We start from the raw sequence: 25,302 nt of genomic DNA, 5'->3' as shown, positions 1-25,302 counted from the left end.
TAGTATATGTGAATGATTTTTTAACTTTACTTCTATGCAATATTTCATATTGATGAAATATTATTTATTTTTTCTGAACTAGCTTATATTATATTCAATAAGTTTGATATAAAAACAGAAAAAGAGAGGGATAATAATGAGCAATAAGAAGTTAATTTTGAAATTATTCATATGTAGTACAATATTTATCACATTTGTATTTGCTTTACATGATAAGCAAGTAGTTGCAGCTAGCTCTGTTAATGAGCTTGAAAATTGGTCGAAATGGATGCAACCTATACCTGATAATATCCCGTTAGCACGAATTTCAATTCCAGGAACACACGATAGTGGGACGTTCAAGTTGCAAAATCCGATTAAGCAAGTATGGGGAATGACGCAAGAATATGATTTTCGCTATCAAATGGACCATGGAGCTCGCATTTTTGATATAAGAGGACGTTTAACAGATGATAATACGATAGTTCTTCATCATGGGCCATTATATCTTTATGTAACACTGCATGAATTCATAAACGAAGCGAAACAATTTTTAAGAGATAATCCGAGTGAAACGATTATTATGTCCTTAAAAAAAGAGTATGAGGATATGAAAGGGGCAGAAGATTCATTTAGTAGTACGTTTGAAAAAAATTATTTTGTTGATCCTATCTTTTTAAAAACAGAAGGAAATATAAAACTTGGAGATGCTCGTGGGAAAATTGTACTACTAAAAAGATATAGTGGTAGTAATGAATCTGGAGGATATAATAATTTTTATTGGCCGGATAATGAGACGTTTACCACAACTGTAAATCAAAATGTAAATGTAACAGTACAAGATAAATATAAAGTGAGTTATGATGAGAAAGTAAAATCTATTAAAGATACAATGAATGAAACGATGAACAATAGTGAGGATTTAAATCATCTATATATAAATTTTACAAGCTTGTCTTCTGGTGGTACAGCATGGAATAGTCCATATTACTATGCCTCTTATATAAATCCTGAAATTGCAAACCATATAAAACAAAAGAATCCTGCGAGAGTAGGCTGGGTAATTCAAGACTACATAAATGAAAAGTGGTCACCATTATTGTATCAAGAAGTTATAAGAGCGAATAAGTCATTAATAAAAGAATAAAGATGATGAGAGTGAGAAGCGATAAAATATATCGCTTCTTTTTATTTTTAAAGTGGATGAGTAAAAAAACACGAAAGTGGTTGGTCCGCTTTTTACAAACATCTATTATGATAAGAGAAGAAAGGTAGTATGTTATCAACGTTTTAAAGAGGAAGGTTTTTATGTAAGTTCTTTAATTAAAATAGATGGGTCTTAGAGAGGTGAAAAGACAATGAGTTTTGCAATTTCACTAGTCGTTATTATTGTAATTGTATCGCTATTTGGGACTGTACTAGTTGCAAGAAACGTGGAGGAGAATTACGGAAAGTCTACAAAGAGAAATGTGAAAAACTTATCAACTATTTATATTATCCTTCTTTTCGTACTACTTGTTGGAGTAACGTGGTATGCAGTAGTGATTTAATAGTTTTTAAAGAAAAAGGTTAATATTGTGTATGATGGAGGAAGATGATTTTGATAAAAAATGAACGTCACGTTTTAATTGTTTTTCCGCATCCAGATGATGAGTCATATTGCGTGGCGGGTACAATTTTAGCTTATGTCCAGCGGAATGTTCCTCTAACTTATGTTTGCTTAACGTTAGGTGAAATGGGGAGAGCGATGGGAAATCCTCCTTTTGCAACACGTGAATCATTATATGCTATAAGAGAGAAAGAACTAAAGAGGGCTACAAATATTTTAGGTATTAAAGATTTACGTATGATGGGATATCGTGATAAGACCCTTGAATTTGAAATTCCTGGAGAGTTAAGACGTGTAATACAAAAATGTGTAGAAGAATTGAATCCTTCATTGGTCATTTCTTTTTATCCGGGATATGCAGTTCATCCAGATCATGATGCAACAGGAGAAGCGGTGGCTGCGGCTTTAGCTACTATTCAGGAAAATAAAAGACCAACGTTTTATGCGGTAGCTTTTTCAAATAATCATGAAGTGGAAATAGGTCCGCCACATTTTAAAAATGAAGTGAAAGAATATGTTCCAAAAAAGCTAGAAGCATTGCAAGCACATGCATCACAGTTTACGACTAAAGTAACAGAACTAAAAAGAGAGTATGAAGATGGTGTACCGGAAACAGTCGAGTGGTTAGAAAGAGAACCGTTTTGGATATATTCATTCAAAGATAAAAATAAGTGATGCTACAGCTGAAGGTGATGAATATGTATTTTGTATATAAGAATCGAAAGGTTTTTTATAATATAGAAGGATCAGGTCCAGTCATATTGTTTTTACATGGGCTTGGAGGAAACGCAAATAATTGGTTATATCAAAGGCAATATTTTAAGGGAAAATGGACAGTGATCTCACTTGATTTACCAGGACGTGGAAAATCTGGAGGGCTAGAAATTAACTTTAAAGAATATGTAAATGTTTTGTATGAGTTATGCAATTATTTAAAGTTACAAAAAGTAGTCATTTGTGGACTTTCAAAAGGGGCTAGAGTAGGTGTTGATTTTGCTATCCAATATCCAGAATGTGTTTCTAGCTTAATTATTGTAAATGCATTTCCCTATTTGGAGCCTGAGGATCGAAAGAAGCGGCTTGAAATATATGATTTGCTTAGCTTACATGATAACGGGAAAAAATGGGCGGATACATTGTTGAAGGCGATGGGAGTAGCGAATAATGAAGTAATTGTCAGGGGATTTTATCAATCTTTACAGTTTATTAATCCGGTGCATATTCAAAGATTATTTGCTGAATTAGTAGATTATGATCAAAGACCATTTCTTTCGAATATTACATGTTCCGCTTTAATTATAAGAGGGGAAAATGATGATTTTGTCCCCGAGAAATATGTAAGAGAGTTTGAAAGCCGTTTGAAAAATACAACTTTTATTGAGTTTAAAAATAGTGGACACTTACCTTATTTAGAAAAGCCAAGTATCTTTAATATGACAGTAGAAAGATTTTTAAATCATGTAATTAATTAATACTATTATTACAGTCAATACTGTTATTAGTGAGTAAAATATAGTTAGTTTTGAGAGGGGGCAACTATATGGAATGGAAACCAAATCGTGCAGATAAGACACCTGTATATAAACAAATTGCGGATTATATTGAAAGAGGCATTTCTTCAGGCGAATTTCCTTCTGATAGTAAGTTACCTTCTGAGCGTATGTTAGCAAAGAAATTACAGGTGAACCGGAGTACAATAGTAGCTGCGTATGAAGAATTAAAATCACTTGGAGTAGTAGAACGACAAAAGGGAAGCGGAACACGGGTCAATACAGATATATGGGGTGTCTCACATAAACGAATACCGAACTGGGGTAGGTACGTGGAGGATGGATCGTTCTTACCTAACGTACCACTCGTTCAACAAATTCGAACGGAAACACAAAAAGATGATTTAATTAATTTAGCAAGTGGTGAACTGTCACCAGAATTAATTCCAAGTGATAGATTTCGAACAATTTTGTCGGAGAAAACATTTATGGAAAACCTCGGCTATGACCATCCACTTGGAAATGAGATGTTGAGAAAAACAATTGCAGCACATGTTCAGCAATATAAACAAATTGAAGCAGATTCAAGCTCTATTCTTATTACGTCAGGAGCACAACAGGCGCTTAATCTTATCGTTCAATGTTTATTAAAACCTGGCGATGCGATTGCGATTGAAGATCCGTCATATTGTTTTTCGCTTCCAATGTTTAAATCGGCCGGTTTAAACATATTTCATTTACCTGTTGATGAGCATGGAATGAATCCAGATGACTTAATAGATTTGCACAAAAAGCATCGCATTCGTATGGTATTTTTGAATCCAGATTATCAAAATCCAACAGGTACTGTGCTTTCATTAGCGAGACGTAAAAAAATTTTAGAACTGTCTTCTGAGTTCGGTATACCAATTGTAGAAGATGATCCGTATAGTTTAATTTCTTTTAATGGAGAAGTGAACCCGACATTAAAATCAATGGACCAAAATGGAAATGTTCTTTATATAAGTTCATTATCAAAAATTGTTGCATCAGGATTACGTATTGGATGGATAATTGGTCCTACACGTGTAATTGAGCGTTTAGCAGATGCAAAGCAACAAGTTGATTTTGGCCATAGTGTATTTACGCAGTGGGTAGCAAATCAATTTTTAGAATCAAAGGATTTTCATACACATATTGCGATACTTCGTGGACAATTGAAGCAAAGAAGAGATGAATTAATTGCAGAGCTTGAAGGAACATTGGGAGACCGAGTTGAATGTTTCGTGCCAGAGGGTGGAATACATGTATGGTGTAAAGTGAAAGGAAAGTTTGATGAATATCACTTATTAGGTGAATCTATACGGAATGGTGTCGCATTTGTTCCGGGCAGTGTTTTAGGTTCGAAAAATGAATATATACGATTTACGTTTGGTAGAGCGAATATAGAACAAATTCAACTTGGAATTAAACGGTTTGCCGACACGCTACATGAGATTTCATAATATGGATGTGTGATAGTGAAATGAGGGAAAGAAATGAAGTACGTGACGCTTTTACTTCAAGTAGGCGTGCTATATGTATTTAGCCTAGTGGGTACGTGGATTCAAGGAGTATTCCATCTATCAATGCCAGGAAGTTTAATAGGGATGTTAATGCTGTTCCTGCTCCTTTCCACTCGCATTTTACCGTTAAAATGGTTTGAGTTAGGTGCGGAAAAGTTAATCGTATTTTTACCGTTATTTTTAATCCCTTCGACAACAGGGCTGATGGAATACGGGTCTTTTCTTTTCAGTAAGGGGAGTATTATATTCCTTTTAGTAGTTGCAAGTACTATAGTAACTTTGATTGTTTCAGGGTATATAAGTCAATTATTAATAACAACAAAAAAATAAAATCGACAAGGTGCACGATTCAAATGGTCTTAATTATTATTACTGTAGCAATTTATTTCTTGGCGACAAAGCTATATGAAAAATTTACGTTTGCATTTACGTTACCGGTGTTAACAGTTACGGCAATTATGATTTGTTTATTTTTCATTTTTGGTATTTCTCATCATGAGTATAGGGAAAATGGAGGAGACATTCTTTCAAGCTTATTGAGCCCTGCAATTGTAGCATTAGCCATACCTCTATTTAAAGAGCGAAAGATACTTATGAAAAATTTTTTATCGATACTTATTGGAGTAGTGATAGGTATAGTGGCTGTAACGAGTATGAATGTAGTGATTGGCGGAATTTTAAATATAGATAAGGAACTTATATTAACTACTTTACCACAGTTAGCAACGATGCCTATTGCCCTATCATTAGCGGATCAAATTGGTGGTATTCCATCTATGACTTCTAGTTTTGTAGTTGTTGCAGGAATAACAGGCGCTATGATCGGACCAACAGTACTTAAGTTTTTCAGTATAACAAGTACGATTGGAAAAGGAGTTGGAATGGGCTGTGCATCACATATTATCGGTGTGAGCCGTCTCGTGAAGGAAGGCGAGAAAGAGGCGACAATCGGTTCGGTGACGATGATTGTAACTGGAATACTCATTAGTATATTCATACCGTATGGAACGAAATTTATATTTTAAAATGTAATGGAGATGATGAAAATGACAACATGGTTTATAGTTACATTATTTATTTTTGGCGCTCTTAAAGTGCTAGTTTCTAGTATGCCCACTTCTGTTGTAGAATCAATTATTAGTAGATTTGAATTGCATCAAAAGCTTGAGGCGGAAAATACTTCTATATCGATAGATGGAAAAAATATAGAGGGAGAAATGAAACTACAAGTTATTCATGAATTTAATGAGGCTTTGTTTTTAGATAAACATTATTTCCCGCCGCACGGAGAAGGGACACCAATAGTCATTGATACGAAGAAAGGGAATAAAGAGATTAGATTTTCTCTATATAGCTATGAGGAACATGTTGATGTCATTAAGCAATATAAGAAGAAAGTCGTTGCCTATCGTTTACGCTCTAAAAGCCTTCAAACATTGGCACCATTAGCAATAACGGAAGAGTATGCTTAAGAAGGGACCTATAATGGTCTCTTTATTTTTTTATCCAATTATATACGTTCCAAATAAAAGAATGAAAAATCATATAACCAAATAAAGAATATGTATGGTTCCAATTCGCACTATGTACAAATAAACCTAAACTTTCAGCAACCTGTTCAAAAAGGCTAGCACAAATACCGATTGAAATAATAAATAAAATTCTAGAAACTTTAGATAATTTTTTTGAAATGTGTATAAAGATAACTGTTAAAATCGGCAGTACGAACAATGTAAAAGCTATATTAACCGAAAATGTGGATGAGAAGGGCCTAGCCGGAAAGGAATATATTTGTTTATGAACAAAAAAGGCATCTAAGCAAGTTCCGATAATAGAAGAGAGAAAGATTGTAACTACTAATGCTAGAAACTCATTCTTCTTCTCGGAGGAGGACATTTTTCTTTGCGAGAATGGCGAGTTCAATTTTTTCGAGTGTTTTGCAGTAGTCTTCTGTAATTTGTCCATTTATATTTTCCTCCTTATCAACTAAGTAATTTACAACTTGCCAATCGGTAAACCAATCTTCACTGTCAACTTCTTCATGCTTCATATCTCGCCATGCATAGATGAGTGCAGGGCTGTATATGCGATAAGCGCCATTTCGTAACTGGCATTTCTTTATTCGGCGCTTATAAAACTCACGGGAAAAAGATTCATTTACACTTGAAAATAAATGGGGCCAGTAATCTTTCCTTGATCCTGTATGTGGATGGTGTTGAGCCCAGCTTATTATTTGAGATAAAACATGTGTATCTCGAAATAATAATGAGTACAATCTTTTTCCGATTAATATCCGTTCATGTAAGGAAGTGAAATGTTTCATTGTATCACCAAATAGTAATACTTTTTGTTTCTTATCATTTTCGTAGAATGGGAAAAGAATATGATTAAACTGAAAGAAATCAAAGAGTTTAAATCCAATACTATTTAGTACAGTCTTTTTAAATTGTACATTTTGAATCACTCTTTTTTCTAAGTAGTTTTGTTCATTAATAATAGTTGCAATCGCTAAAGTTTTTTTGTTACCTGTTTTCCAAAAATGGTTCCACATCGTTTCCATAAATGTAGAAACATTTAGGTGAGAAAGAAGGTGAAATAACTTTTGTGATCTCTTTACACTTTGTTCGTAAAGTAAAAATTGAGGGTATACATCTTGGAAAATAAGCCAATTCCCTCTTTCTAAAAAAGAAAAAAATATGAATTGATCTTTCTCTGATAAAATTCTCGTATATAAATCCCCCTTTAAATCAGTCATATTCCAACCGCCGTTACGTGATACCATATGTCCAAGCAGTGCCCAATGTATTTCTGGATATTGAATGTAAAATTGGTAGTATGCGCGTGTTCTTGTAACATTATTTTTATTTAGCTGTTCTGTTTGTATTTTTATTTTGTTGATGATGAGTTGTTCTTCTTTCGTTAATTTATACATGGTGTCAGAAGGAATAAGCTTGCTTTTTTGTTTTAATTCATTTTTTACGTCGAATAGGGAGAGAGGCAGTGCTTTGGAAGGTCCGTTATATGTATGATTTGAATTGCTTCGGTCCATTCCGTTACCTCCCTTTTTCATAAATTTAAACATGATTATTGGCTATGAATCATTCTATTTATTTTATTACGAGTATAAGAAATAAATGAGCGGTGTTTTTTTACAAGGAATTTATTTATCATGCAAACAGTATAAAAAATCTTACTGTTGTGAGGTGAAATGAAAAACAGAAACTATGTTTAATAGTTTCTGTTTTTTTATTTTGTCAATTAAATGTAACAAACGACGATTATGATTTGAATCAATTGAAAATAATTCAATAAATATTATTTAAATTGAGATGTTTCGTAGGAGGAAAAAGAATGTTAAATAAAATAATTTTAATTACTGGTGGGACAGGTTCGTGGGGGCATGAACTTATAAAACAATTATTAGAAAAATCACCGAAAGAAATTAGAATTTTTTCAAGAAATGAAACGGTTCAGTTTGAAATGCAGCAAAAGTATATAAATGATGATAGGTTAAAATTTATTATTGGAGATATTCGTGATAAAGATCAACTAGTCTATGCTTGCCAAGGTGTACATTATGTGTTCCATCTTGCAGCTTTAAAACATGTTCCAGTATGTGAGTATTATCCTTATGAAGCTATAAAAACCAATATACATGGTACGCAAAATGTAATTGAAGCCTCTATACAGATGCAAGTTGAAAAAGTTATATATGTTTCAACGGATAAAGCAGCCGATCCATCAAATACGTATGGGATGACAAAAGCAATTGGTGAAAAATTAATGGTTCATGCGAATATACAAACGAAGAAAACAAAATTCATTTGTGTTCGTGGTGGAAATGTTTTAGGAACGAGTGGAAGTGTAGTACCACTTTTTAAACAACAAATTAAAAGATCTTCACCAGTAGGGATTACCGATGCGAATATGACTAGATTTTTCTTAACAGTTGAAGATGCTGTTGGATTGTTATTTAAAGCAGTATATCAAGGTAGAGGCGGGGAAATCTTTGTTATGAAAATGCCGGCATGTAAAATAACAGATTTAGCAGAAATATTAATTGAAGATTCAAAAAAAGAAAATATTAAGGTGAAAGAGGTAGGGATAAGACCGGGTGAAAAATTAAGTGAAATGCTTCTATCTGAGGTAGAGAGTAAAACAAGTATAAGTTTTGATCAAAATTATTTTGTGGTACTACCGACGATTCCTATCGAAGGACTTCAAGAATATTATTCTAGCTATCCGCTAGTGGATGTGAAGAGTTTTAGTTCTCAACAAGACTTGCTTGCAAAACATGAGGTGAAACAAATGCTATTAAAAGGAGGGTTTTTGCGATGAAAAAAAATGCGAGCCTTTTAATAACTGGTGCAAATGGTTTCACAGGACGCCATGCTTGCCACTATTTTTTAGAGCAGGGCTTTCATGTAATTCCTATGTTTCAAAATCGTGCACATAGAGAAAAAATTAGAAATGGTATTACGTGTAATTTAACTAATAAGAGCGAAGTAATGAAGGTAATGAAACAAATAAAGCCAGACTACGTATTGCATTTAGCAGGAAGGAATTCGGTTATAGAATCTTGGACAGCTGCTCTTGAGTATATAGAGATTAATGTAATAGGAACGTTATATTTATTAGAAGCAATTAAGCAAGAAGCCTCGCATTGTAGAACATTAGTTATAGGATCTGCTTTGCAAGCAGATAGTATGAACGAAATAAAAATTTCAAATCCATATAGTTTAAGTAAAACGATGCAAGTCATTATCGCAGAGGCTTGGGGAGGATTAATGGATTCAAATATTATCATTGCAAAGCCCTCAAACTTAATTGGTCCAGGGGAATCGAATGGCATTTGTTCGATTCTCGCAAAGAAAATGATAGATATAGAATCAGGTAGAAGTAAAGCCATTATTGAAGTAAACAGTTTGAAAGATAGTAGAGATTTTCTAGATGTACGTGATGCGATTAAAGCGTATCATGTGTTATTACGAGATGGAATAAATGGAAAACAATATAATATCGGATCAGGAGTAAAACAATCTTTATTAAATGTACTAGAACAATATAAAGAATTAACACAGCTAAATTTTTTTATAGAGGAAACAGGGAAAAGTGGGAGCGACTCAAATGAGAGTTTAGCAATAGAGGAAATAAAAAGGTTAGGTTGGATCCCAGAAATTGAATTTCATCAATCATTAAAAGATGTACTTGAGTATGCGAAGTGTAGTGACATCTGCATGCAATGAAAAACAAAAAAGGGTGTAAGAAATATATGAATGATTATGAAATAATAGATAATCAAAATACGCTATTTCTTTCAATTGTTGATACGTTGGATTGGAGAGATGAAGAAGCGCATGTATTGCGTCTGTATGAGGCAATACATAAATATCAAGCGTATGTAGAAGAAAAAAGGGTTAATCAAATAAAGTCAGCATTAGAGACGGAAACTAGGTATGTGATTCAAATCTTTGCTCAATACGAGTGTAGTGAGTATGGAAATGATTTTTATGAACTCATTAACGATCTTTTACAAGATATAGAGGTGGAGTTAAAGATTTATATAAAAAATAATAAGTTTATTTACATTTAAAAGGTAAAGAGAAAGCTAGATTTTTAATAATAAAGGTGGGTATAAGTTATGAGCAAAACGATTCTTTTTACTGGGGGCGGTACAGCCGGACACGTTATGATTAATATTGTATTAATTCCTAAATTTATAGAGAAAGGCTGGAGAGTCGAGTATATTGGATCCAAAAATGGAATTGAAAAATCATTAGTGCAAAATGTTAAATACAATAGTGTTTCAACGGGAAAGCTTAGGAGATATTGGGATTGGGAGAATTTTAAAGATCCTTTTAAAATTATACGCGGTTGTTTACAAAGTTATAATTTAATTAAGAAAACAAAGCCTGACGTTATCTTTTCAGCAGGAGGATTTGTTTCAGTTCCTGTAGCTATAGGAGCATGGTTAAATCGTGTGCCTATAATTATACGTGAACCAGATAGCACATTAGGGCTTGCCAATAAAATAGCATTACCTTTTGCTACAAAGCTATGCACAACATTTCCTCAGACAGGAGAAAATGTAAGTAATGAGAAGAAGGTTTATGTAGGACCAATTGTAAGGGAAGAAATTGAGAAGGGTAACGTATTACGAGGAAGAAGATATTGTGAATTTCAGCAAGATAAACCAGTATTATTAATTATGGGTGGGAGTCAGGGTGCTAAGTGGATAAATGATATGGTAAGGGAATGTGTAGATACAATACTATTAAACTTTAATATTATTCATATATGTGGTAAAGGGAAGGTAGACCCATCTATTGGCATGGAGGGATATATGCAATTTGAATATATAGGCGACGAGTTGCCGCATATACTAAATATGGCAAGTGTTGTAGTTTCTAGAGCGGGTTCTACTGCTATTTCTGAATTGTTATTTTTGAAGAAACCGATGTTGCTTATCCCGTTAACTAACAGTTCCAGTAGGGGAGATCAAGTTTTAAATGCTGAATATTTTTCACGGCAAGGATATGCGGAAGTTATACTCCAAGACAGAGTAAGTACGAATACATTTATACATGCAGTAAATAAGTTGTATACAAATAAGGAGAAATATATTCAAAACATGAATGGATATAAGAAAACAAATGATGAGGGAATTCATCAAATAATAGATATAATAAATGAAGTGGTGAAGTAATAGAAATGTAAATAGAAAAACAAAAGGAAAGAAGGTATCTTCTTTCCTTTTTGCTATATTTGTTCTAATTAGTTATGTACTATGGGTGAATGCCGTTTTCTAATAGCTCAGTAAATGCATGAATATGGATAGGTTTACTGTAATAATAACCTTGAATAAACTGACATTTATTTTTTTGAAGGAAATTTACGTGCTCTTTCGTTTCTACACCTTCAGCAATGACAGACATTCCTAATGTATTTGCTAATGTGATGATCGTTTTAATAATTTCCATTCCATCATCACATGTTTCAGACATTGTAATAAATTCTCTCGGGATTTTTAACGTATCAATTGGATACAAAGGTAAGTAGGCTAGCGAAGAATAACCTGTACCAAAATCGTCGATAGAAATGTGAATCCCTAAACTTTTTAGTGTACGCAGTTTTATCAATGTTTCTCGCTCATCCATCATTGCAATTCGCTCTGTTAATTCAAGATCAAGAGAGCTTGCTGGTAAACCTGTATTTGTTAAAGTAGAAGAAATAGATTTTACAAAATCCTCTTGTTCAAATTCCTTAGCAGATAAATTTACACCTATTTTTAAATGTGAATATCCGAGTGCGTGCCAACGTTTCATTTGTTTACAAGCCTGCTCTAATGTCCATTTACCTATTGAAATAATTTGTAGTGTTTCTTCTGCAATCGGAATAAACTCGTATGGAGAAATAATACCTAATTCAGGATGATTCCACCTAATTAAAGCTTCTGCACCGATAATTTTATTAGATTCACTATCAACTTGAGGTTGATACAAAAGGAACAATTCTTCATTTTGTAGTGCGTTTGGTAAATCTTTTTCTAATCGCAATCGTCTTTCAATTTTTTTAGCGATTACATCGTCATAAATAGATACAGAGTTAAGTTCTTTTGCTTTTGCATCATACATTGCAACATTAGCGTTTTTCAGAAGTGTAGCGGTATCGATTCCGGAATGTGGATAAATAGCGATGCCGATACTCAGTGATAAAGTTAATTTATGCTCATGTATGATAAATGACTTTTTCATGCATTTAAATAATTGGTTACATAATTGGAATAAGTAATCTTCGTCAGTATAGTTTTCAATTATGATTGTAAATTCATCGCCACCGATTCTTGAAAGATGAGTATGTGATGGAAGACATGATTGGAATCGCTTTGCTACTTCTTCTAATATGTAATCTCCTGATGAATGTCCAAGTGTATCGTTAATTGCTTTAAAGCGATCTAAATCTAAATATAATAATGCAAACTCGCTTTCTGTTATTTCAGCATTTTTTATAACTCTCTTTAATTTCTTATGGAAAAAGGCACGGTTACCAATTTTCGTTACAGTGTCATGGAATGCTAAATATTTTATTTCTTCTTGCTGTTTTTTTAGTGCAGTAATATCTTTCACCATAATATAGCTTCCTGAAATTTGTCCGTCTATTATAATAGGAATGATTGTAACGTATAAAAAATAAGTAAAGCCATCTTTATATTGAGAACTAAGTTGTAAGAATGCCGATTCTTGTTGTTTCACTTTTTCTAATGCCAATGCTAGCTTATGCTTATCTTCATCTAAAATGATCGAAAAACAAGTTTCACCTAGTAACTCATCCGTTGGTGCCCCAAGTAGTACACTCCCAGCCTTATTTACATTTAAGAATATTCCATTTAAATCAATGGTGAAGATAGGGTCAGGATGATATTCATATAATGATTTAAACTTTTGCTGTTTTTGAGAAAGAGCCTCTGATTTATGAACTAAATCAGACGTCCGTAAAGTAACTTTTTCTTCTAGTTGGGCATTAAATGCCTGCAAACGTTTTGTTAAGGAATTGTTTTGCATACGTACGATAGAATGACGAATGAGTACGAAAATAAAAGTAATACAATTTCCTGTAATGAGAGTTGAAGATGATGTTTGTTCTTTTAATGTAAACCCGATTAGTATTGCAACAGCAAGATAGGGAAATACAACTAAAGCTTTTTTTCCTATTATAGGGTTTACAAGGAAATAATTTTTATGGCTATTATGATCTTCTGAAATAGAGCCAGCTATTGCAATAAGTAATATAGGTATTCTATATAAAAGACGTAATAATATTATCGTTTCAGTTGATAAGTGGTTATTTAAGTAAAAATAAATATAGTTAAAAGTTGCAGAACTTATTAATACAAAAATAAAGATATAAATTTTCCGTTTGGAATTAAAAATTGTTGGACGGAAAATGAGACTAACACCTAGCAGTAGAAATAATAAATCTGCAATTGGGTATAAAAATGAAAGGAAAACATCTCCTAGTGAAAGAGCGAATATATTTAAATTTGGTTGATTAAATAAATACCATTCTAATGTAAATATGGAAGTAAGCACTATGCATATATCACAAATAAAGAACGCTTTTTCCCATTTATTGCATTCCTTTAAGATTTTATAGCAGAAAGCGATAAGACAGAAAAATAGAAAAAACATGTAAAATACATCAGAAACCGTAAAACGATGTATTGGAATTTCGAAGAAGCTATCTTGATATGTATATACTATTTTCCCTAATAAAAAACTACCAATTGCTATTGTAATACATATCCAAAACGGATTTGAACTGACTTTTTTAGAATATATAGAGTAAATCAGTGATACAAATGTAATGGCTTCAACGACAAGTGAAGCGAAGCGTACATCTGAATTTGAAAAATGAGTAGGGAATAGATAGAAAAACATAAAATAGATTGAATAGCATATTAATGTTCCGATTAATATACATAATTGTAAATTTTTATTTAATTTCAATGAAATCACCTTCTTTAATTATGCACTATGTTCGTTATATCTATACATAATAATATTATTTAAGAATTGTATCAGATTTCCTTATAAAAATCATGTTTATAAGGAAAGTGTTAAAGAGTGTAAGTATTCTTAAGGTTGGAAAAATATTGCGGTTGATAGTACAGACTGTATCAAGACTTTAAATAGAAATTGTATATTTAGTCATCCTTTGAATTGTAAAGTTTTTTTAGTGATTTGTAAGTGGAGATGCAAAATTGCATATAAAATGATGAGTATCTTTTTTTGGTGAGCTTTTTATTTTTAATCTGAAAATTAATATTTGTGAAAATGTTGAGAAAAGATATAAAATAAGAACGTGTATTCTTACAGAGTGGAATAGTATTGCCACTAAATAGGGAGGCTTTTTTATGATATATCGAATTAAAGATGCAGAAATATACTATGAAATTGTGGGAGAGGGTAAACCGGTCATTATCATACATGGCTGCGCCCCTGACCATAGGTTAATGATGAAATGTATGGAATCAGTATTTCAGAAATATGAAGGTTATAAGCGAATATATATTGATTTACCTGGAATGGGAAAATCGAATGCTCCAAATTGGATAAATAGTTCAGATCGTATAGTAGAAGTGCTTATCACATTTATTGAGGAAATCATTTCTACTGAAAAATTTTTATTGGTAGGAGAATCATATGGAGGCTATTTAGCCAAAGGTATACTTGCAAAGATGTTTGAGAGAGTTAGCGGATTACTATTAGTATGTCCTGTTGTTGTAGCGGAGCCAGAAAAAAGGATTCTTCCATATAAACAGGTAATTGTACAAGATGAGGAATTTTTAAATACGCTCACTTCCACAGAAAGAGAGGAATTTTGTGAGTTAGCTGTAATAGCAAATGAATATACATATAAGCGATTTAAAGAAGAAATTAAGCCTGGGTTAGATGTTGCTAATTATGAATTTATTGAAAGGTTGCAAAAGAATTACTCTCTTACTATGGATTTTCAGCATGAAAAATATGAAAATCCCGTTCTTTTACTGACTGGAAGACAAGATATATCAGTAGGTTATCAAAATATTATAGAAATTATTGAAGAATATCCAAGGGCAACATTAGCAGTGTTAGATATGGCAGGGCATAATTTGCAAATTGAGCAGCCTGAATTATTTGAGAGTTTAGTAGGAGAATGGATTAGACGAACAAATCAGCACAGTTTATAAAGTATTTTAGTATTACCCCTAAGTGTTGAAATGGGATAAATGAACGTGATTTATTAACTTATCTCGCTATTTGCCGGGCAGCCCGATTAGTGAGGGCTGATTAAAGTTTCACTTTATAAAAAATTTTAAGGAGAAATTATGAGCACATATATTTATATGGTTAGACATGGTGAATCACCAAAACTAGAAGGAAATGAAAGAATGCGTGGATTAACTGAGAGGGGACATATGGATGCCCGTAGAGTAACTGACATATTAAAAGCGGAGAGGATTGATACTTTTATTTCCAGTCCTTATAATCGGGCTATGCTAACGATAGAGGAGTCAGCTAATTTCCATGAAAAAGAAATAGTAGTATATGAAAATCTTAAAGAGTGTATGTTTTCAAGTGAGGATCAGGTTATATCAGACAAAGAGGTGTATCCACTTGTACAGAAGATGTTCTCTAATCCGGACTTTGCACGAACGGAAGGAGAGTCATATGCAGATTGCCAGAGAAGAGTAGTGAAAGTATTAAAAGAAATCTTAATGGATTTTCGAGGATGCAAAATTGTAATTGGTACACATGGGCTTGTCATGACATTAATGATGAACTATTTTGATAAACAATATGGTTTTGAATTTTTAATGAATACGTCAAAACCGGATATATATAAGATGGAATTTAAAGAAGAACAATTAATGAATGTAGAGAGATTATGGAAAGCTGAATAAAATTAGTTGCATGGATTTTGTTGTAAAAGTTACTTTTATAGCAAAGTCTTTTTTTGAATAGAAAGCATCTTTATCAACTATTGTTAGAATGTTAAATAAATAAGTAATTATTCAGTCTTTGAATAAATTATGGAGAAATTGGTTTAGGGAAACAATTTTAAATGTGTCAAAATTCCAAACGTTGGATTTATATTCAATAGGAGAAAAAGATGTAGAATTTTGTCTTACAGTCCCCGTTTACTTTTCATTTCATTACATATAGGCTTTGTGGTGTAAGGGAGGACATTGCCTTTACGTAAAATCTATAAGGAGGTCATTGTAATGAAACAGATTAAAAAGTTTGCGGGAGTTGCTTTAGCAGGTACGATTGGATTAAGTGGACTACTGTTTTTAGAACCAAGTGTAAGCGTTGCGGAAGCACAGCAAGTGAAAGTAGAAAATTTCAATACAATTGATGTAACGATGAATCTAAATGAATTGTATGTATTAAGTGGCAGAAGCATTGATATTCTTTCTGGAGATAAAGAAGCAATTCAGTTAAATAAATACACAATTAGTTTTAATAAACCTGGGAAGTATGTGATTAAAGTAAATGGCTGTATTTATGATGATGTATATACTTTTATTGTAAATGAGTAGTATATATTCTTAAATTGCGAGATAAAAACAGCAACACCCTATTTGCGATGAGAGTCGTAAATAGGGTGGATTTATTTGTATTAAGCTGTACTTTAAATATGTTCGCTAATTTTCTTTTTGCCATGTAAAGTATGTAAAAGTGTTTGAAACATCTTAAATGATTGCTGAAAGATTGGACTTTGAATAAAGGTGTACAGAAAAGTTACGATGAAAACAGGACCTCCTAGCATAAATCCAATAACTAGTACAATACATTCTACTATGATTCTAGCACGGCTAATAGAAAGTCCTGTTTTGTCTGAAATAGTAAGCATGAATCCATCACGGGGTCCAGCGCCAATCCCAGCCGCAACGTACATACCTCCCCCGATACCTGTAATGGCAATACCAGAAAATAAAATGAGTAAGTTTATCCATAAATAATTACTAGCGTCTGGAAGCATGTTTGATTGTAAGAAAAAGTCCATAATGGGACCGATAAGTAGTGCATTCAAAAATGTCCCCACATTTATATATTTTCGATCTACTAGTAAAGATATTAGAACGAGACATAACCCACACATGACACTCCACGTACCGATGGTCCATCCAAACTTTTGGTAGAGAGCCATATTTAAAACTTCCCAAGGGTGCAAGCCGAGAAATTTAACTTTGACTGCAAGAGCGTTTCCAAGGCCAAAGAAAATTAATCCTAAGAAAAAAAGAAAATAGCGAAAGAGAGTTAGCCTCATCTTTACAACCTCCCATATTTTATAATTATGTATGTTACCTGTTACAGTTTTAATGTACAAATATTATGTCTTTTTATCATTCGTTTAAAAGTGTTAACAATGTAAATGAAATATACATCTTCACAGTCAAAAAAGTTAAAATATTTCGTTTTAAGGATTATAATGGAGGGAGGAACATAAAAGGGAGTGAATGAACTTGAAACAAGAACTTATTGAAAGATTTACGAGATATGTAAAAATTGATACGCAATCAAATGAAGAAAGTCATACAGTACCAACAACACCAGGACAAATTGAGTTTGGTAAGTTATTAGTGGAAGAGCTAAAAGAAATTGGTTTAACAGAAGTAACGATGGATGATAATGGCTATGTAATGGCAACACTTCCAGCTAATACGGACAAGGATGTTCCTGTAATCGGATTTTTAGCCCATTTAGATACGGCAACAGACTTTACAGGGAAAAACGTCAAACCACAAATTCATGAAAATTTTGATGGTAATGCAATTACGTTAAATGAAGAGCTAAATGTTGTGTTAACACCAGAGCAGTTCCCGGAATTACCATCATATAAAGGACATACCATTATTACAACTGATGGTACAACACTTCTAGGAGCAGATGATAAAGCTGGTCTTACAGAAATTATGGTTGCAATGAACCATTTAATACATAATCCGCAAATTAAGCACGGGAAAATAAGAGTAGCATTTACACCGGATGAAGAAATTGGTCGTGGGCCAGCGCATTTTGATGTAGAAGCGTTTGGTGCATCATTCGCTTATACGATGGATGGAGGTCCATTAGGTGGTTTAGAGTATGAAAGTTTTAATGCTGCAGGTGCTAAGTTAACGTTTAACGGAACGAATACACATCCTGGAACAGCGAAAAATAAAATGCGCAATGCTACTAAACTGGCTATGGAGTTTAACGGGTATTTACCAGTAGAAGAGGCGCCAGAATATACAGAAGGCTATGAGGGATTCTATCATTTACTTTCTTTAAATGGTGATGTTGAGCAAAGTAAAGCGTATTATATTATTCGAGACTTTGATCGTGAAAATTTTGAGGCACGTAAAAATAACGTTAAAAATATTGTGAAGACTATGCAAGAAAAATATGGCGAAGATGCAGTCGTTTTAGAAATGAATGATCAATACTATAACATGCTTGAAAAAATTGAACCGGTAAGAGAAATTGTTGATATTGCATATGAAGCAATGAAAAGTTTAGACATTGAACCAAATATTCATCCGATTCGCGGAGGCACAGATGGATCACAATTATCATATATGGGATTACCGACGCCGAATATTTTCACTGGTGGTGAAAACTATCACGGTAAATTTGAGTATGTTTCGGTAGATACTATGGAAAAAGCTGTTCAAGTTATTGTGGAAATTGCAAGACGTTTTGAGGAGCAAGCTTAAAAAAGAACCAAGTAGTACGAATGTGCTACTTGGTTCTTTTAATATAGTACTCGCCACAAATAAAAAGTCGCATAAGACTCCCAATTAGCCCAGTTTGCCGCGAAATCTTTTATTTCATTTTTAGTCGGTTTATTTTCGGAACCTGTTATAAATTTAATTGCATTATGCAGACCAACATCATCAATTGGAAAAGCTGAAGGAAATCTTAAACAACGCATTAAAACATAGTTGGCAGTCCATGGTCCTATACCATGGATAGCGGTTAATTGTTTCTCAGCAACCTTTACATCTTGTGTTTGCAGTAAATCCTCTTTTAATAGTTTTCTCTCTGTAATAAGCTTCGCAATACCGATTAAATATTCACATTTTCTAGTCGTCATTTTTAATTGTTGGAGATCTTCTACATGTAGATTTGCAATTGTTTCAGGTGATGGGAATATCCAATGCTTTCTACCGTCCCATTCTACATAACTTCCAAATTGCTCAACTAATCTTCTTTTTAGCGTATAAGCATATGTTAAGTTAATTTGTTGACCGATAATTCCCCAGGAAAGTGCCTCAAATAAGTCTGGAATACCTAAAGTACGAAGGCCGTAATATTGTTCAATTGGTCCTTGAAGGAGTAAATCATGTTTAGCTAATGTATAAAAGGGAGCTAAATCAGTAGTTAAATCAAACCATTCTTTTACATAGTTAGCTACAGCTTCACGTATCGATTTTTCAGATGTATATGATTCTTCTAAACAATGTATTTGAATATTGCCATCTGTATTCACACTAATTTCAACTAAAGGATTTACATCTTGAACAGGGATAACTTTATAAATTTTGTTATCTTCAATATGGAACATACATTCATTGTTAGAACGTGATAGATAACGTAAATTTTCTTGGAAACAAAATTCTTTTGGAACTGCTATAGATAATACGCTATTATATTCTGCTGTCATATGAATTCCACCTGCAACTTTTCTAATGTAAGCAATTTTTTCTTCATTTCTAATCCACCCCTAAATCCGGTTAGTTTCCCATTCTTCCCAATAACGCGGTGACAAGGAATGGTGATAAGAAGAGGATTAGCAGCAATAGCAGAAGCAACGGCGCGCACAGCTTTAGGTTTTTGAATTCTTTCAGCAATTTCTGTATAAGAATATGTCTTTCCATAAGGAATTTCACGTACCGTATTCCAAACAGATAATTGAAAATTAGTTCCATAAGCATCGATAGGGAATGTAAAAGTTTCTCGCTTGTTTTCTAAATACTCGATAACTTCTTTCGTATATATTTGCAAGTAATCTGGACTATGGATCAATATATGTTGGGGCAGTTTTTTTCTAGCCCATATATTTAATTCTTCAAAGTTTTCGTCTTGTGATCCAATGAAACATAGTCCATTTTCAGTTGCAGCAATATGAAATTGCCAATTTTTATGTGTAAGTAGCGTCCAATATATATAATTATTTTTGTAGGAATTCATTATCGTATCCCTCTTTCATCTCGTTCTTTTTTCGATATTCAGTAGGAGTAAATCCGGTTTTCTTTTTAAATAAAGTTGCGAAATATTCTGGGTTTTCTATCCCGACAGCAGTACTAATTTCTTTAATAGATTGATTTGTGTGTAAAAGGTATTCGGTTGCTTTAAGAATCCTGAATTGTTGTATATATTCTATAGGAGTTAGCCCTATGATTCTTTTGAAAGTACGTTGTAAATGAAAAGGGCTACCGTGACACATTTCCGCAAGCATGTCGAGAGTTAAAGATTTGTCATAATGCTTTTCGATATAGTCTTTAATTTGTTTTACCCACTCTTCATTAGGTAAAGTGATTCCATTTGGCTTACAACGTTTGCACGGGCGAAAGTTTTCACTTAATGCTTGCTCTGCATGATGAAAAATTCGTACATTGTTTCTATTCGGTATTCTTGATTTGCATGATGGTCTGCAAAAGATTCCAGTTGATTTCACAGCATAAAAGAATTTGCTATCATAGGAAGAATCATTATGAATAATTGCTTGCCAATACTCATTTGTTAATGTAACTCCTTCATTGTGCATAGAACATCACCTCTGAAATTAGTATAACCTGAATAAAGTGCGTATGTATGTATTCATAAATGTAAGAGCAAGATTACAAAGGTGAAAATATTGGATGGCGTTTAGATTATTTTGTTGTTTCGGAACGAATGAAAGACCAAATAACAGAAGCGAAAATTAATAGTGAAGTGATGGGATCAGACCATTGTCCAGTTGAATTGCATATAAATTTCTAAAAAAAGAAGTATCTCCCTAATATCAGGGAGATACTTCTTTTTTAATTCAGTTTGTTAAAATTTTTCAAATCATTCTTGAAATAATTTCATATTAAATATATACTTAGTAACGATAATCATTATCATTGAAAATGATTATCAAGTGATGGAGGCGTAAAAGAATTATAGTCTAGGGGAAGTGAACGGGAATGAGTTCTGGATAAAATTATTAATCTAATGAAATATATATATGGGACAAGGTTCATATAGTTAAATTTTATTGAGAATATAGTTTGAAAATTTGAGAGGAGACATATAAAGATGAACAAGAAATTATTTACTTTAGGGATGGTTACAGTTTTAAGTGTAGGTTTAGCAGCATGTAATAGTGCGGATAAAACTTCAGGCGAGCAAAAACAACAGACAAAAGCTACGGAAACGAAAAAAGATGAAAAACGAAAAATCACATATTTAGGTAAAGAGTATACAGTGCCAGCAAAAGTAGATAAAATTGCGACAGCTAGTTTAGAGTCAATGGAAGATGCGGCAGTACTTGGAATTAAACCAGTTGGTGCCATTACTGTAGGTGGTAAATTACCAAAATATCTTGAAAAAGAGTTAGAAGGTGCTAAATCTGTTGGTGAGAAAATGCAACCCAATTTCGAAACATTACTACAATTAAAACCAGATGTTATTACATCGAGTACGAAATTCCCAGCAGAAACAGCTGAAAAGTTTACGAAAGTAGCTCCTACATTCCCGGTATCACACGTTTCAACAAATTGGGAAGATAACTTAAAGTTAATGGGAGAATTAACTGGTAAAAAAGATAAAGCCGAAAAAATTATTAAGGATTACAATTCGGACGCTGAAAAAGCAAAAGCAAAACTAGGAGGTAAGTTAAAAGATAAAAAAGTACTTGTCATAAGACTAAGAGCAAACGAATTATTCCTATATCCAGAAGGAGTATACTTCAATCCTGTAATTTATAAAGATCTTGGACTAACTGCTCCAGAACAATTGAAAACTGTAAAAGCACAAGAGAAAATTTCATTTGAAAAACTTGCTGAACTTAACCCAGATTATATTTTCTTACAATATGAGGCAAGTGAAAATAAAAACCCGAAAGTGTTAGAAGAAATTGAAAGTAATCCAATTTGGCAAAGTATGAATGCTGCGAAGGAAAAGAAAGTATTTGTAAATGTTGTAGATCCAATGGCACAAGGTGGTACAGCTTGGAGTAAAACAGCATTCTTAAAAGAAGCAGTGAAAAATTTATCTAAATAATACAATAAGTAAGGTGCGTTGAATGATATGCAGAAAACAAATGCAGTACCAGTAACTATATTATGTATAGCACCCATACTCATCTTATTTACAGTTATACTTTCGATTTTGTATGGGGCAAAAAGTATTGACGCTGAAACAGTGTGGAACGCATTATTTCATTTTGATTCAAGCGATGTAAATCATAATATTATTATTACTTCACGTTTACCAAGGGTAGTTGCAGCTCTTTTAGTCGGAGCATTTCTAGCCATATCAGGAGCACTTATGCAGGGGATGACAAGAAACTATCTTGCATCCCCTTCTATTATGGGTGTGACGGATGGCGCTGCCTTTGTTATTACACTTTGTATGATTTTTCTTCCGGGAATGTCATCAATTGGTATGGTTGTATGTTCAATGATTGGTTCTGCACTAGGAGCCGGTATCGTGTTTGGTTTTGGTTCGCTCCTTCAAAATGGCTTATCACCAGTAAGGTTAGCGATTATTGGAACAGTTATTGGAACATTTTTAAGCAGTGTATCGGCTGCCATGGCTTCCTATTTCCAAATTTCTCAAAATGTTAGTTTTTGGTTTAATGCAAAGTTAGATCAAGTAGATCCTAATATCATTAAAATCACGATACCGTTTGGGATAATTGGAATAATTTTAGCATTGTTAATATCAAAATCAATTACCATTCTTTCATTAGGCGAAGAGGTTTCTATTAATTTAGGACAGCGTACAAAACTAGTTAAAGCGATGGCAATTTTATCGGTAATTTTTTTAACAGGAACAGCAGTTGCTTTAGTGGGGAAAGTTGGTTTTGTAGGTTTAATTATTCCGCACATTACGCGCTTTATAATTGGGGTAGATTATAAGTGGATTTTGCCATGTGCAGGTGTTATTGGTGGCGTTTTCTTAGCGTTATGTGACGTTTTGAGTAGATTTGTAAACTATCCATTTGAAACACCTATTGGAGTCGTTACCTCTTTAATTGGAATTCCTTTCTTCCTTTATTTAATCCGTACTAGAGGAGGAGAGAGACATGCTTAAAAGTTCAAGTCAACGTTTCGGAATGACGATGGGGATTATTATATTTTTAATACTATGTGCTATTTATATTAGTTTAACAAATGGTACGTTCGACATTACGATTACAGATGTATTTAAAACACTGTTTAGAATTGATCCAGTACCAGAACATGATTTAGTTATTTTTGAGTTTCGTCTTCCGCGTATCGTAATTGCTGGATTAGTAGGATTAGGCCTTGGTGTTGCAGGTGCTGTTATTCAAGGGATTACGAGAAATGGATTGGCGGACCCAGGTATTTTAGGCGTAAATGCCGGAGCGGGAACAGCGATTGTCATTTTTATGTTTTTCTTTCAAGGACAATTAAAAAGCACAGACTGGGTTTCTATTATGATGATGCCAATGTTTGGTTTAGTAGGCGGATTAGGTGCAGCTATCATCATTTATCTGTTTTCTTGGAAAAACGGTAAATTAGATTCGCAGCGACTTTTATTAACAGGGATTGCAATTGGATCGGGATTTGGAGCTTTTTCTATGTACTTATCACTCAAAATGAAGTCAACTGATTTCGAGATGGCTGCAGTGTGGGTGTCTGGAAGCATATATAGTGCGAACTGGAAGTATATTGTGGCTATGTTACCATGGCTTATTATCTTAATTCCACTTATACAAAAGAAAGCTTATTTATTAGATTTATTCCAATTGGAAGAAACGAGTATTACAAGTTTAGGTGTTTCAGTAGAAAGAGAGAAATCGATTTTATTATTAAGCAGTATCGGGCTTGTGAGTGCATGTGTTGCTGTTTCAGGGAGTATCGGTTTTATTGGCTTAATGGCACCGCATATAGCGAAAAGACTTGTCGGTATTCAACATAAGTATATAATTCCTACGTGCGGCGTAATCGGAATGTTTCTTGTAATTGCCTCAGACTTTATTGCAAAAACAGTTTTCACACCTGTAGAGTTACCAGTTGGAATCGTTATTTCTATTGTCGGTGTACCGTATTTCTTATATTTACTTTATAAGGCGAAAGCGTAAGAGGAGGAATAAAAGTGAGTATTTTAAGTGCAAAAAATTTAGAAACAAGTTATGAAAAGCTTACAGTGTTTCGCGATTTAAATGTGGAAATACAAGAAGGAAAAGTAACGACAATTATAGGGCCAAACGGTTGCGGTAAATCGACATTGTTAAAAACAATGGGAAGAATTTTAAAACAAAAAAGCGGAAAAGTATACTTGCAAGGGCAAGATTTACATACAATTTCAACGAAAGAAATTGCGAAGCAGTTAGCTTTACTCCCGCAAACTCCAATTGCACCAGGTGAACTTAAAGTGGAAGAATTAATTTCTTATGGACGCTATCCACATCGAAATAACGTAAATAAGTTAACCACAAAAGATAAAGAAATGATTGATTGGGCATTAAATATAACGAAAACTTCTGAATTTCGAACGAGACAAATTGCAAATTTATCAGGTGGTCAAAGACAAAAGGTATGGCTAGCGATGGCATTAGCACAAGAGACAGAAGTGTTGCTATTAGATGAGCCAACTACATACCTTGATATGTCTCATCAATTAGATGTATTACAAATTGTGGAGAAGTTAAATAAAGAACATAATTGTACGGTTGTTATGGTATTACATGATATTAACCATGCAGCAAGATTTTCAGATGAAATTATTGCAATGAAGGAAGGAGAAATTGTTACAACTGGTAGCCCGGAAGAAATCATTACAAATGAAGTGTTAAAAGAAGTATTTCATATTGATGCACGTGTCATGATTGATCCGTATAACGGGGCTCCTGTTTGTTTCGGATATGATAGCGTTGTATCTGAAGAAGAAAAAATCGAAATATATGTAACAAGTTAAAAAAGAGGGGGAATAGG

27 protein-coding genes and 1 pseudogene are annotated in these 25,302 nt (G+C 33.2%); 21 read left to right on the top strand and 7 right to left on the bottom strand.

What is annotated here, in order from left to right; genetic code table 11:
• The first annotated feature begins 136 nt into the window (after positions 1-136).
• The 8 genes from plcA (at position 137) to DN399_RS18375 (ending at position 6,094) form a co-directional block, all read left to right on the top strand.
• On the top strand, positions 137-1,126 hold the full coding sequence (gene plcA, locus DN399_RS18410; RefSeq protein WP_000066288.1) for a phosphatidylinositol diacylglycerol-lyase: 990 nt from the start codon (positions 137-139) through the stop codon (positions 1,124-1,126).
• A 211-nt stretch (positions 1,127-1,337) separates the two neighbouring features.
• The gene (locus tag DN399_RS18405; protein ID WP_000006467.1) at positions 1,338-1,529 is read left to right on the top strand and encodes a hypothetical protein; all 192 of its coding nucleotides are present in this window, start codon (positions 1,338-1,340) and stop codon (positions 1,527-1,529) included.
• 53 nt (positions 1,530-1,582) lie between these two features.
• On the top strand, positions 1,583-2,263 hold the full coding sequence (bshB2, locus tag DN399_RS18400; protein WP_042867561.1) for a bacillithiol biosynthesis deacetylase BshB2: 681 nt from the start codon (positions 1,583-1,585) through the stop codon (positions 2,261-2,263).
• Positions 2,264-2,286: 23 nt separating this feature from the next.
• Positions 2,287-3,060, top strand: a complete 774-nt coding sequence (locus tag DN399_RS18395) for an alpha/beta fold hydrolase (RefSeq protein ID WP_149149887.1) — start codon at positions 2,287-2,289, stop codon at positions 3,058-3,060.
• Between the two features lie 68 nt (positions 3,061-3,128).
• On the top strand, positions 3,129-4,562 hold the full coding sequence (pdxR, locus tag DN399_RS18390) for a MocR-like pyridoxine biosynthesis transcription factor PdxR (RefSeq protein WP_149149886.1): 1,434 nt from the start codon (positions 3,129-3,131) through the stop codon (positions 4,560-4,562).
• A 33-nt stretch (positions 4,563-4,595) separates the two neighbouring features.
• The gene (locus DN399_RS18385; protein WP_149149885.1) at positions 4,596-4,952 is read left to right on the top strand and encodes a CidA/LrgA family holin-like protein; all 357 of its coding nucleotides are present in this window, start codon (positions 4,596-4,598) and stop codon (positions 4,950-4,952) included.
• Between the two features lie 23 nt (positions 4,953-4,975).
• Complete coding sequence (locus DN399_RS18380) at positions 4,976-5,647, top strand: LrgB family protein (protein WP_006922209.1); 672 nt, start codon at positions 4,976-4,978, stop codon at positions 5,645-5,647.
• Positions 5,648-5,668: 21 nt separating this feature from the next.
• Entirely contained in the window at positions 5,669-6,094 is a 426-nt protein-coding gene (locus tag DN399_RS18375) for a YfmQ family protein (RefSeq protein WP_000214623.1), read from the top strand.
• A gap of 22 nt (positions 6,095-6,116) precedes the next feature.
• Here DN399_RS18375 and DN399_RS18370 read toward each other — a convergent pair whose 3' ends face one another.
• Together DN399_RS18370 and DN399_RS18365 are read right to left on the bottom strand one after the other, a co-directional pair.
• Positions 6,117-6,518, bottom strand: coding sequence for a CBO0543 family protein (locus DN399_RS18370; RefSeq protein WP_033692454.1), 402 nt, complete (start codon positions 6,516-6,518; stop codon positions 6,117-6,119).
• Positions 6,493-7,671, bottom strand: coding sequence for a DUF2515 domain-containing protein (locus DN399_RS18365; RefSeq protein WP_000376164.1), 1,179 nt, complete (start codon positions 7,669-7,671; stop codon positions 6,493-6,495). Before DN399_RS18365 ends, DN399_RS18370 begins: the two co-directional genes overlap by 26 nt.
• A 302-nt stretch (positions 7,672-7,973) precedes the next feature.
• On the opposite strand from DN399_RS18365, the gene DN399_RS18360 reads away from it, so the two are divergent.
• The 4 genes from DN399_RS18360 to DN399_RS18345 are packed head-to-tail and all read left to right on the top strand — an operon-like array spanning position 7,974 to position 11,328.
• Positions 7,974-8,960 carry a UDP-N-acetylglucosamine 4,6-dehydratase family protein gene (locus tag DN399_RS18360; protein ID WP_025709010.1) on the top strand — a complete coding sequence of 329 codons (987 nt, stop codon included), beginning with the start codon at positions 7,974-7,976 and terminating at the stop codon, positions 8,958-8,960.
• Positions 8,957-9,868, top strand: coding sequence for an SDR family oxidoreductase (locus tag DN399_RS18355; protein ID WP_000739075.1), 912 nt, complete (start codon positions 8,957-8,959; stop codon positions 9,866-9,868). Before DN399_RS18360 ends, DN399_RS18355 begins: the two co-directional genes overlap by 4 nt.
• The gene (locus DN399_RS18350; RefSeq protein WP_015055176.1) at positions 9,865-10,215 is read left to right on the top strand and encodes a DUF6572 domain-containing protein; all 351 of its coding nucleotides are present in this window, start codon (positions 9,865-9,867) and stop codon (positions 10,213-10,215) included. Before DN399_RS18355 ends, DN399_RS18350 begins: the two co-directional genes overlap by 4 nt.
• A gap of 48 nt (positions 10,216-10,263) precedes the next feature.
• Positions 10,264-11,328 (top strand): undecaprenyldiphospho-muramoylpentapeptide beta-N-acetylglucosaminyltransferase, encoded by a 1,065-nt coding sequence (locus DN399_RS18345; RefSeq protein ID WP_000047564.1) that lies wholly within the window; start codon positions 10,264-10,266, stop codon positions 11,326-11,328.
• Positions 11,329-11,407: 79 nt separating this feature from the next.
• Here DN399_RS18345 and DN399_RS18340 read toward each other — a convergent pair whose 3' ends face one another.
• On the bottom strand, positions 11,408-14,128 hold the full coding sequence (locus tag DN399_RS18340) for a putative bifunctional diguanylate cyclase/phosphodiesterase (protein WP_006922219.1): 2,721 nt from the start codon (positions 14,126-14,128) through the stop codon (positions 11,408-11,410).
• A 407-nt stretch (positions 14,129-14,535) separates the two neighbouring features.
• On the opposite strand from DN399_RS18340, the gene DN399_RS18335 reads away from it, so the two are divergent.
• The 3 genes from DN399_RS18335 to DN399_RS18325 all read left to right on the top strand — a co-directional run bounded on the left by DN399_RS18335 (position 14,536) and on the right by DN399_RS18325 (position 16,704).
• Positions 14,536-15,351: an alpha/beta fold hydrolase gene (locus DN399_RS18335; RefSeq protein WP_000640337.1), complete on the top strand. Its 816-nt coding sequence runs from the start codon at positions 14,536-14,538 to the stop codon at positions 15,349-15,351.
• A 138-nt stretch (positions 15,352-15,489) separates the two neighbouring features.
• On the top strand, positions 15,490-16,065 hold the full coding sequence (locus DN399_RS18330) for a histidine phosphatase family protein (RefSeq protein WP_000109179.1): 576 nt from the start codon (positions 15,490-15,492) through the stop codon (positions 16,063-16,065).
• A 321-nt stretch (positions 16,066-16,386) separates the two neighbouring features.
• On the top strand, positions 16,387-16,704 hold the full coding sequence (locus DN399_RS18325) for a hypothetical protein (RefSeq protein WP_000809495.1): 318 nt from the start codon (positions 16,387-16,389) through the stop codon (positions 16,702-16,704).
• 92 nt (positions 16,705-16,796) lie between these two features.
• Here the strand turns inward: DN399_RS18325 and DN399_RS18320 are convergent, their stop codons facing one another.
• Positions 16,797-17,435 (bottom strand): YczE/YyaS/YitT family protein, encoded by a 639-nt coding sequence (locus DN399_RS18320; RefSeq protein ID WP_149149884.1) that lies wholly within the window; start codon positions 17,433-17,435, stop codon positions 16,797-16,799.
• 196 nt (positions 17,436-17,631) lie between these two features.
• On the opposite strand from DN399_RS18320, the gene pepT reads away from it, so the two are divergent.
• Positions 17,632-18,864, top strand: coding sequence for a peptidase T (gene pepT / locus DN399_RS18315; protein WP_000807014.1), 1,233 nt, complete (start codon positions 17,632-17,634; stop codon positions 18,862-18,864).
• 38 nt (positions 18,865-18,902) lie between these two features.
• On the opposite strand, the gene DN399_RS18310 is transcribed toward pepT, so the two are convergent.
• From DN399_RS18310 to DN399_RS18300, 3 genes are read right to left on the bottom strand one after another with little or no spacing between them, the layout of a single operon-like run.
• The gene (locus DN399_RS18310; RefSeq protein WP_000123520.1) at positions 18,903-19,814 is read right to left on the bottom strand and encodes a DNA-3-methyladenine glycosylase 2; all 912 of its coding nucleotides are present in this window, start codon (positions 19,812-19,814) and stop codon (positions 18,903-18,905) included.
• Complete coding sequence (locus DN399_RS18305) at positions 19,811-20,341, bottom strand: methylated-DNA--[protein]-cysteine S-methyltransferase (protein WP_001089833.1); 531 nt, start codon at positions 20,339-20,341, stop codon at positions 19,811-19,813. Before DN399_RS18305 ends, DN399_RS18310 begins: the two co-directional genes overlap by 4 nt.
• Positions 20,322-20,918, bottom strand: coding sequence for a bifunctional transcriptional activator/DNA repair enzyme AdaA (locus tag DN399_RS18300; RefSeq protein WP_006922223.1), 597 nt, complete (start codon positions 20,916-20,918; stop codon positions 20,322-20,324). Before DN399_RS18300 ends, DN399_RS18305 begins: the two co-directional genes overlap by 20 nt.
• Positions 20,919-20,995: 77 nt before the next feature.
• Between DN399_RS18300 and DN399_RS18295 the strand changes: the two are divergent.
• The 5 genes and pseudogenes from DN399_RS18295 to DN399_RS18275 form a co-directional block, all read left to right on the top strand.
• Positions 20,996-21,133 (top strand): annotated as a pseudogene (locus DN399_RS18295) (exodeoxyribonuclease III); the annotation flags it as partial.
• Between the two features lie 300 nt (positions 21,134-21,433).
• On the top strand, positions 21,434-22,399 hold the full coding sequence (locus DN399_RS18290) for an iron-hydroxamate ABC transporter substrate-binding protein (protein WP_001035510.1): 966 nt from the start codon (positions 21,434-21,436) through the stop codon (positions 22,397-22,399).
• Positions 22,400-22,426: 27 nt separating this feature from the next.
• Positions 22,427-23,434: a FecCD family ABC transporter permease gene (locus DN399_RS18285; RefSeq protein ID WP_001173058.1), complete on the top strand. Its 1,008-nt coding sequence runs from the start codon at positions 22,427-22,429 to the stop codon at positions 23,432-23,434.
• Positions 23,427-24,449, top strand: coding sequence for a FecCD family ABC transporter permease (locus tag DN399_RS18280; protein WP_000920450.1), 1,023 nt, complete (start codon positions 23,427-23,429; stop codon positions 24,447-24,449). The genes DN399_RS18285 and DN399_RS18280 overlap by 8 nt, the downstream gene beginning before the upstream one ends.
• A 14-nt stretch (positions 24,450-24,463) precedes the next feature.
• Complete coding sequence (locus DN399_RS18275) at positions 24,464-25,285, top strand: ABC transporter ATP-binding protein (protein ID WP_000025772.1); 822 nt, start codon at positions 24,464-24,466, stop codon at positions 25,283-25,285.
• Positions 25,286-25,302: the final 17 nt, after the last annotated feature.

This window comes from Bacillus sp. AR4-2 (assembly GCF_008274865.1).
Lineage (GTDB): Bacteria > Bacillota > Bacilli > Bacillales > Bacillaceae_G > Bacillus_A > Bacillus_A cereus.
Note: the sequence above shows the minus strand (reverse complement) of the source record. Positions and strands in the feature narration are given on the sequence as shown.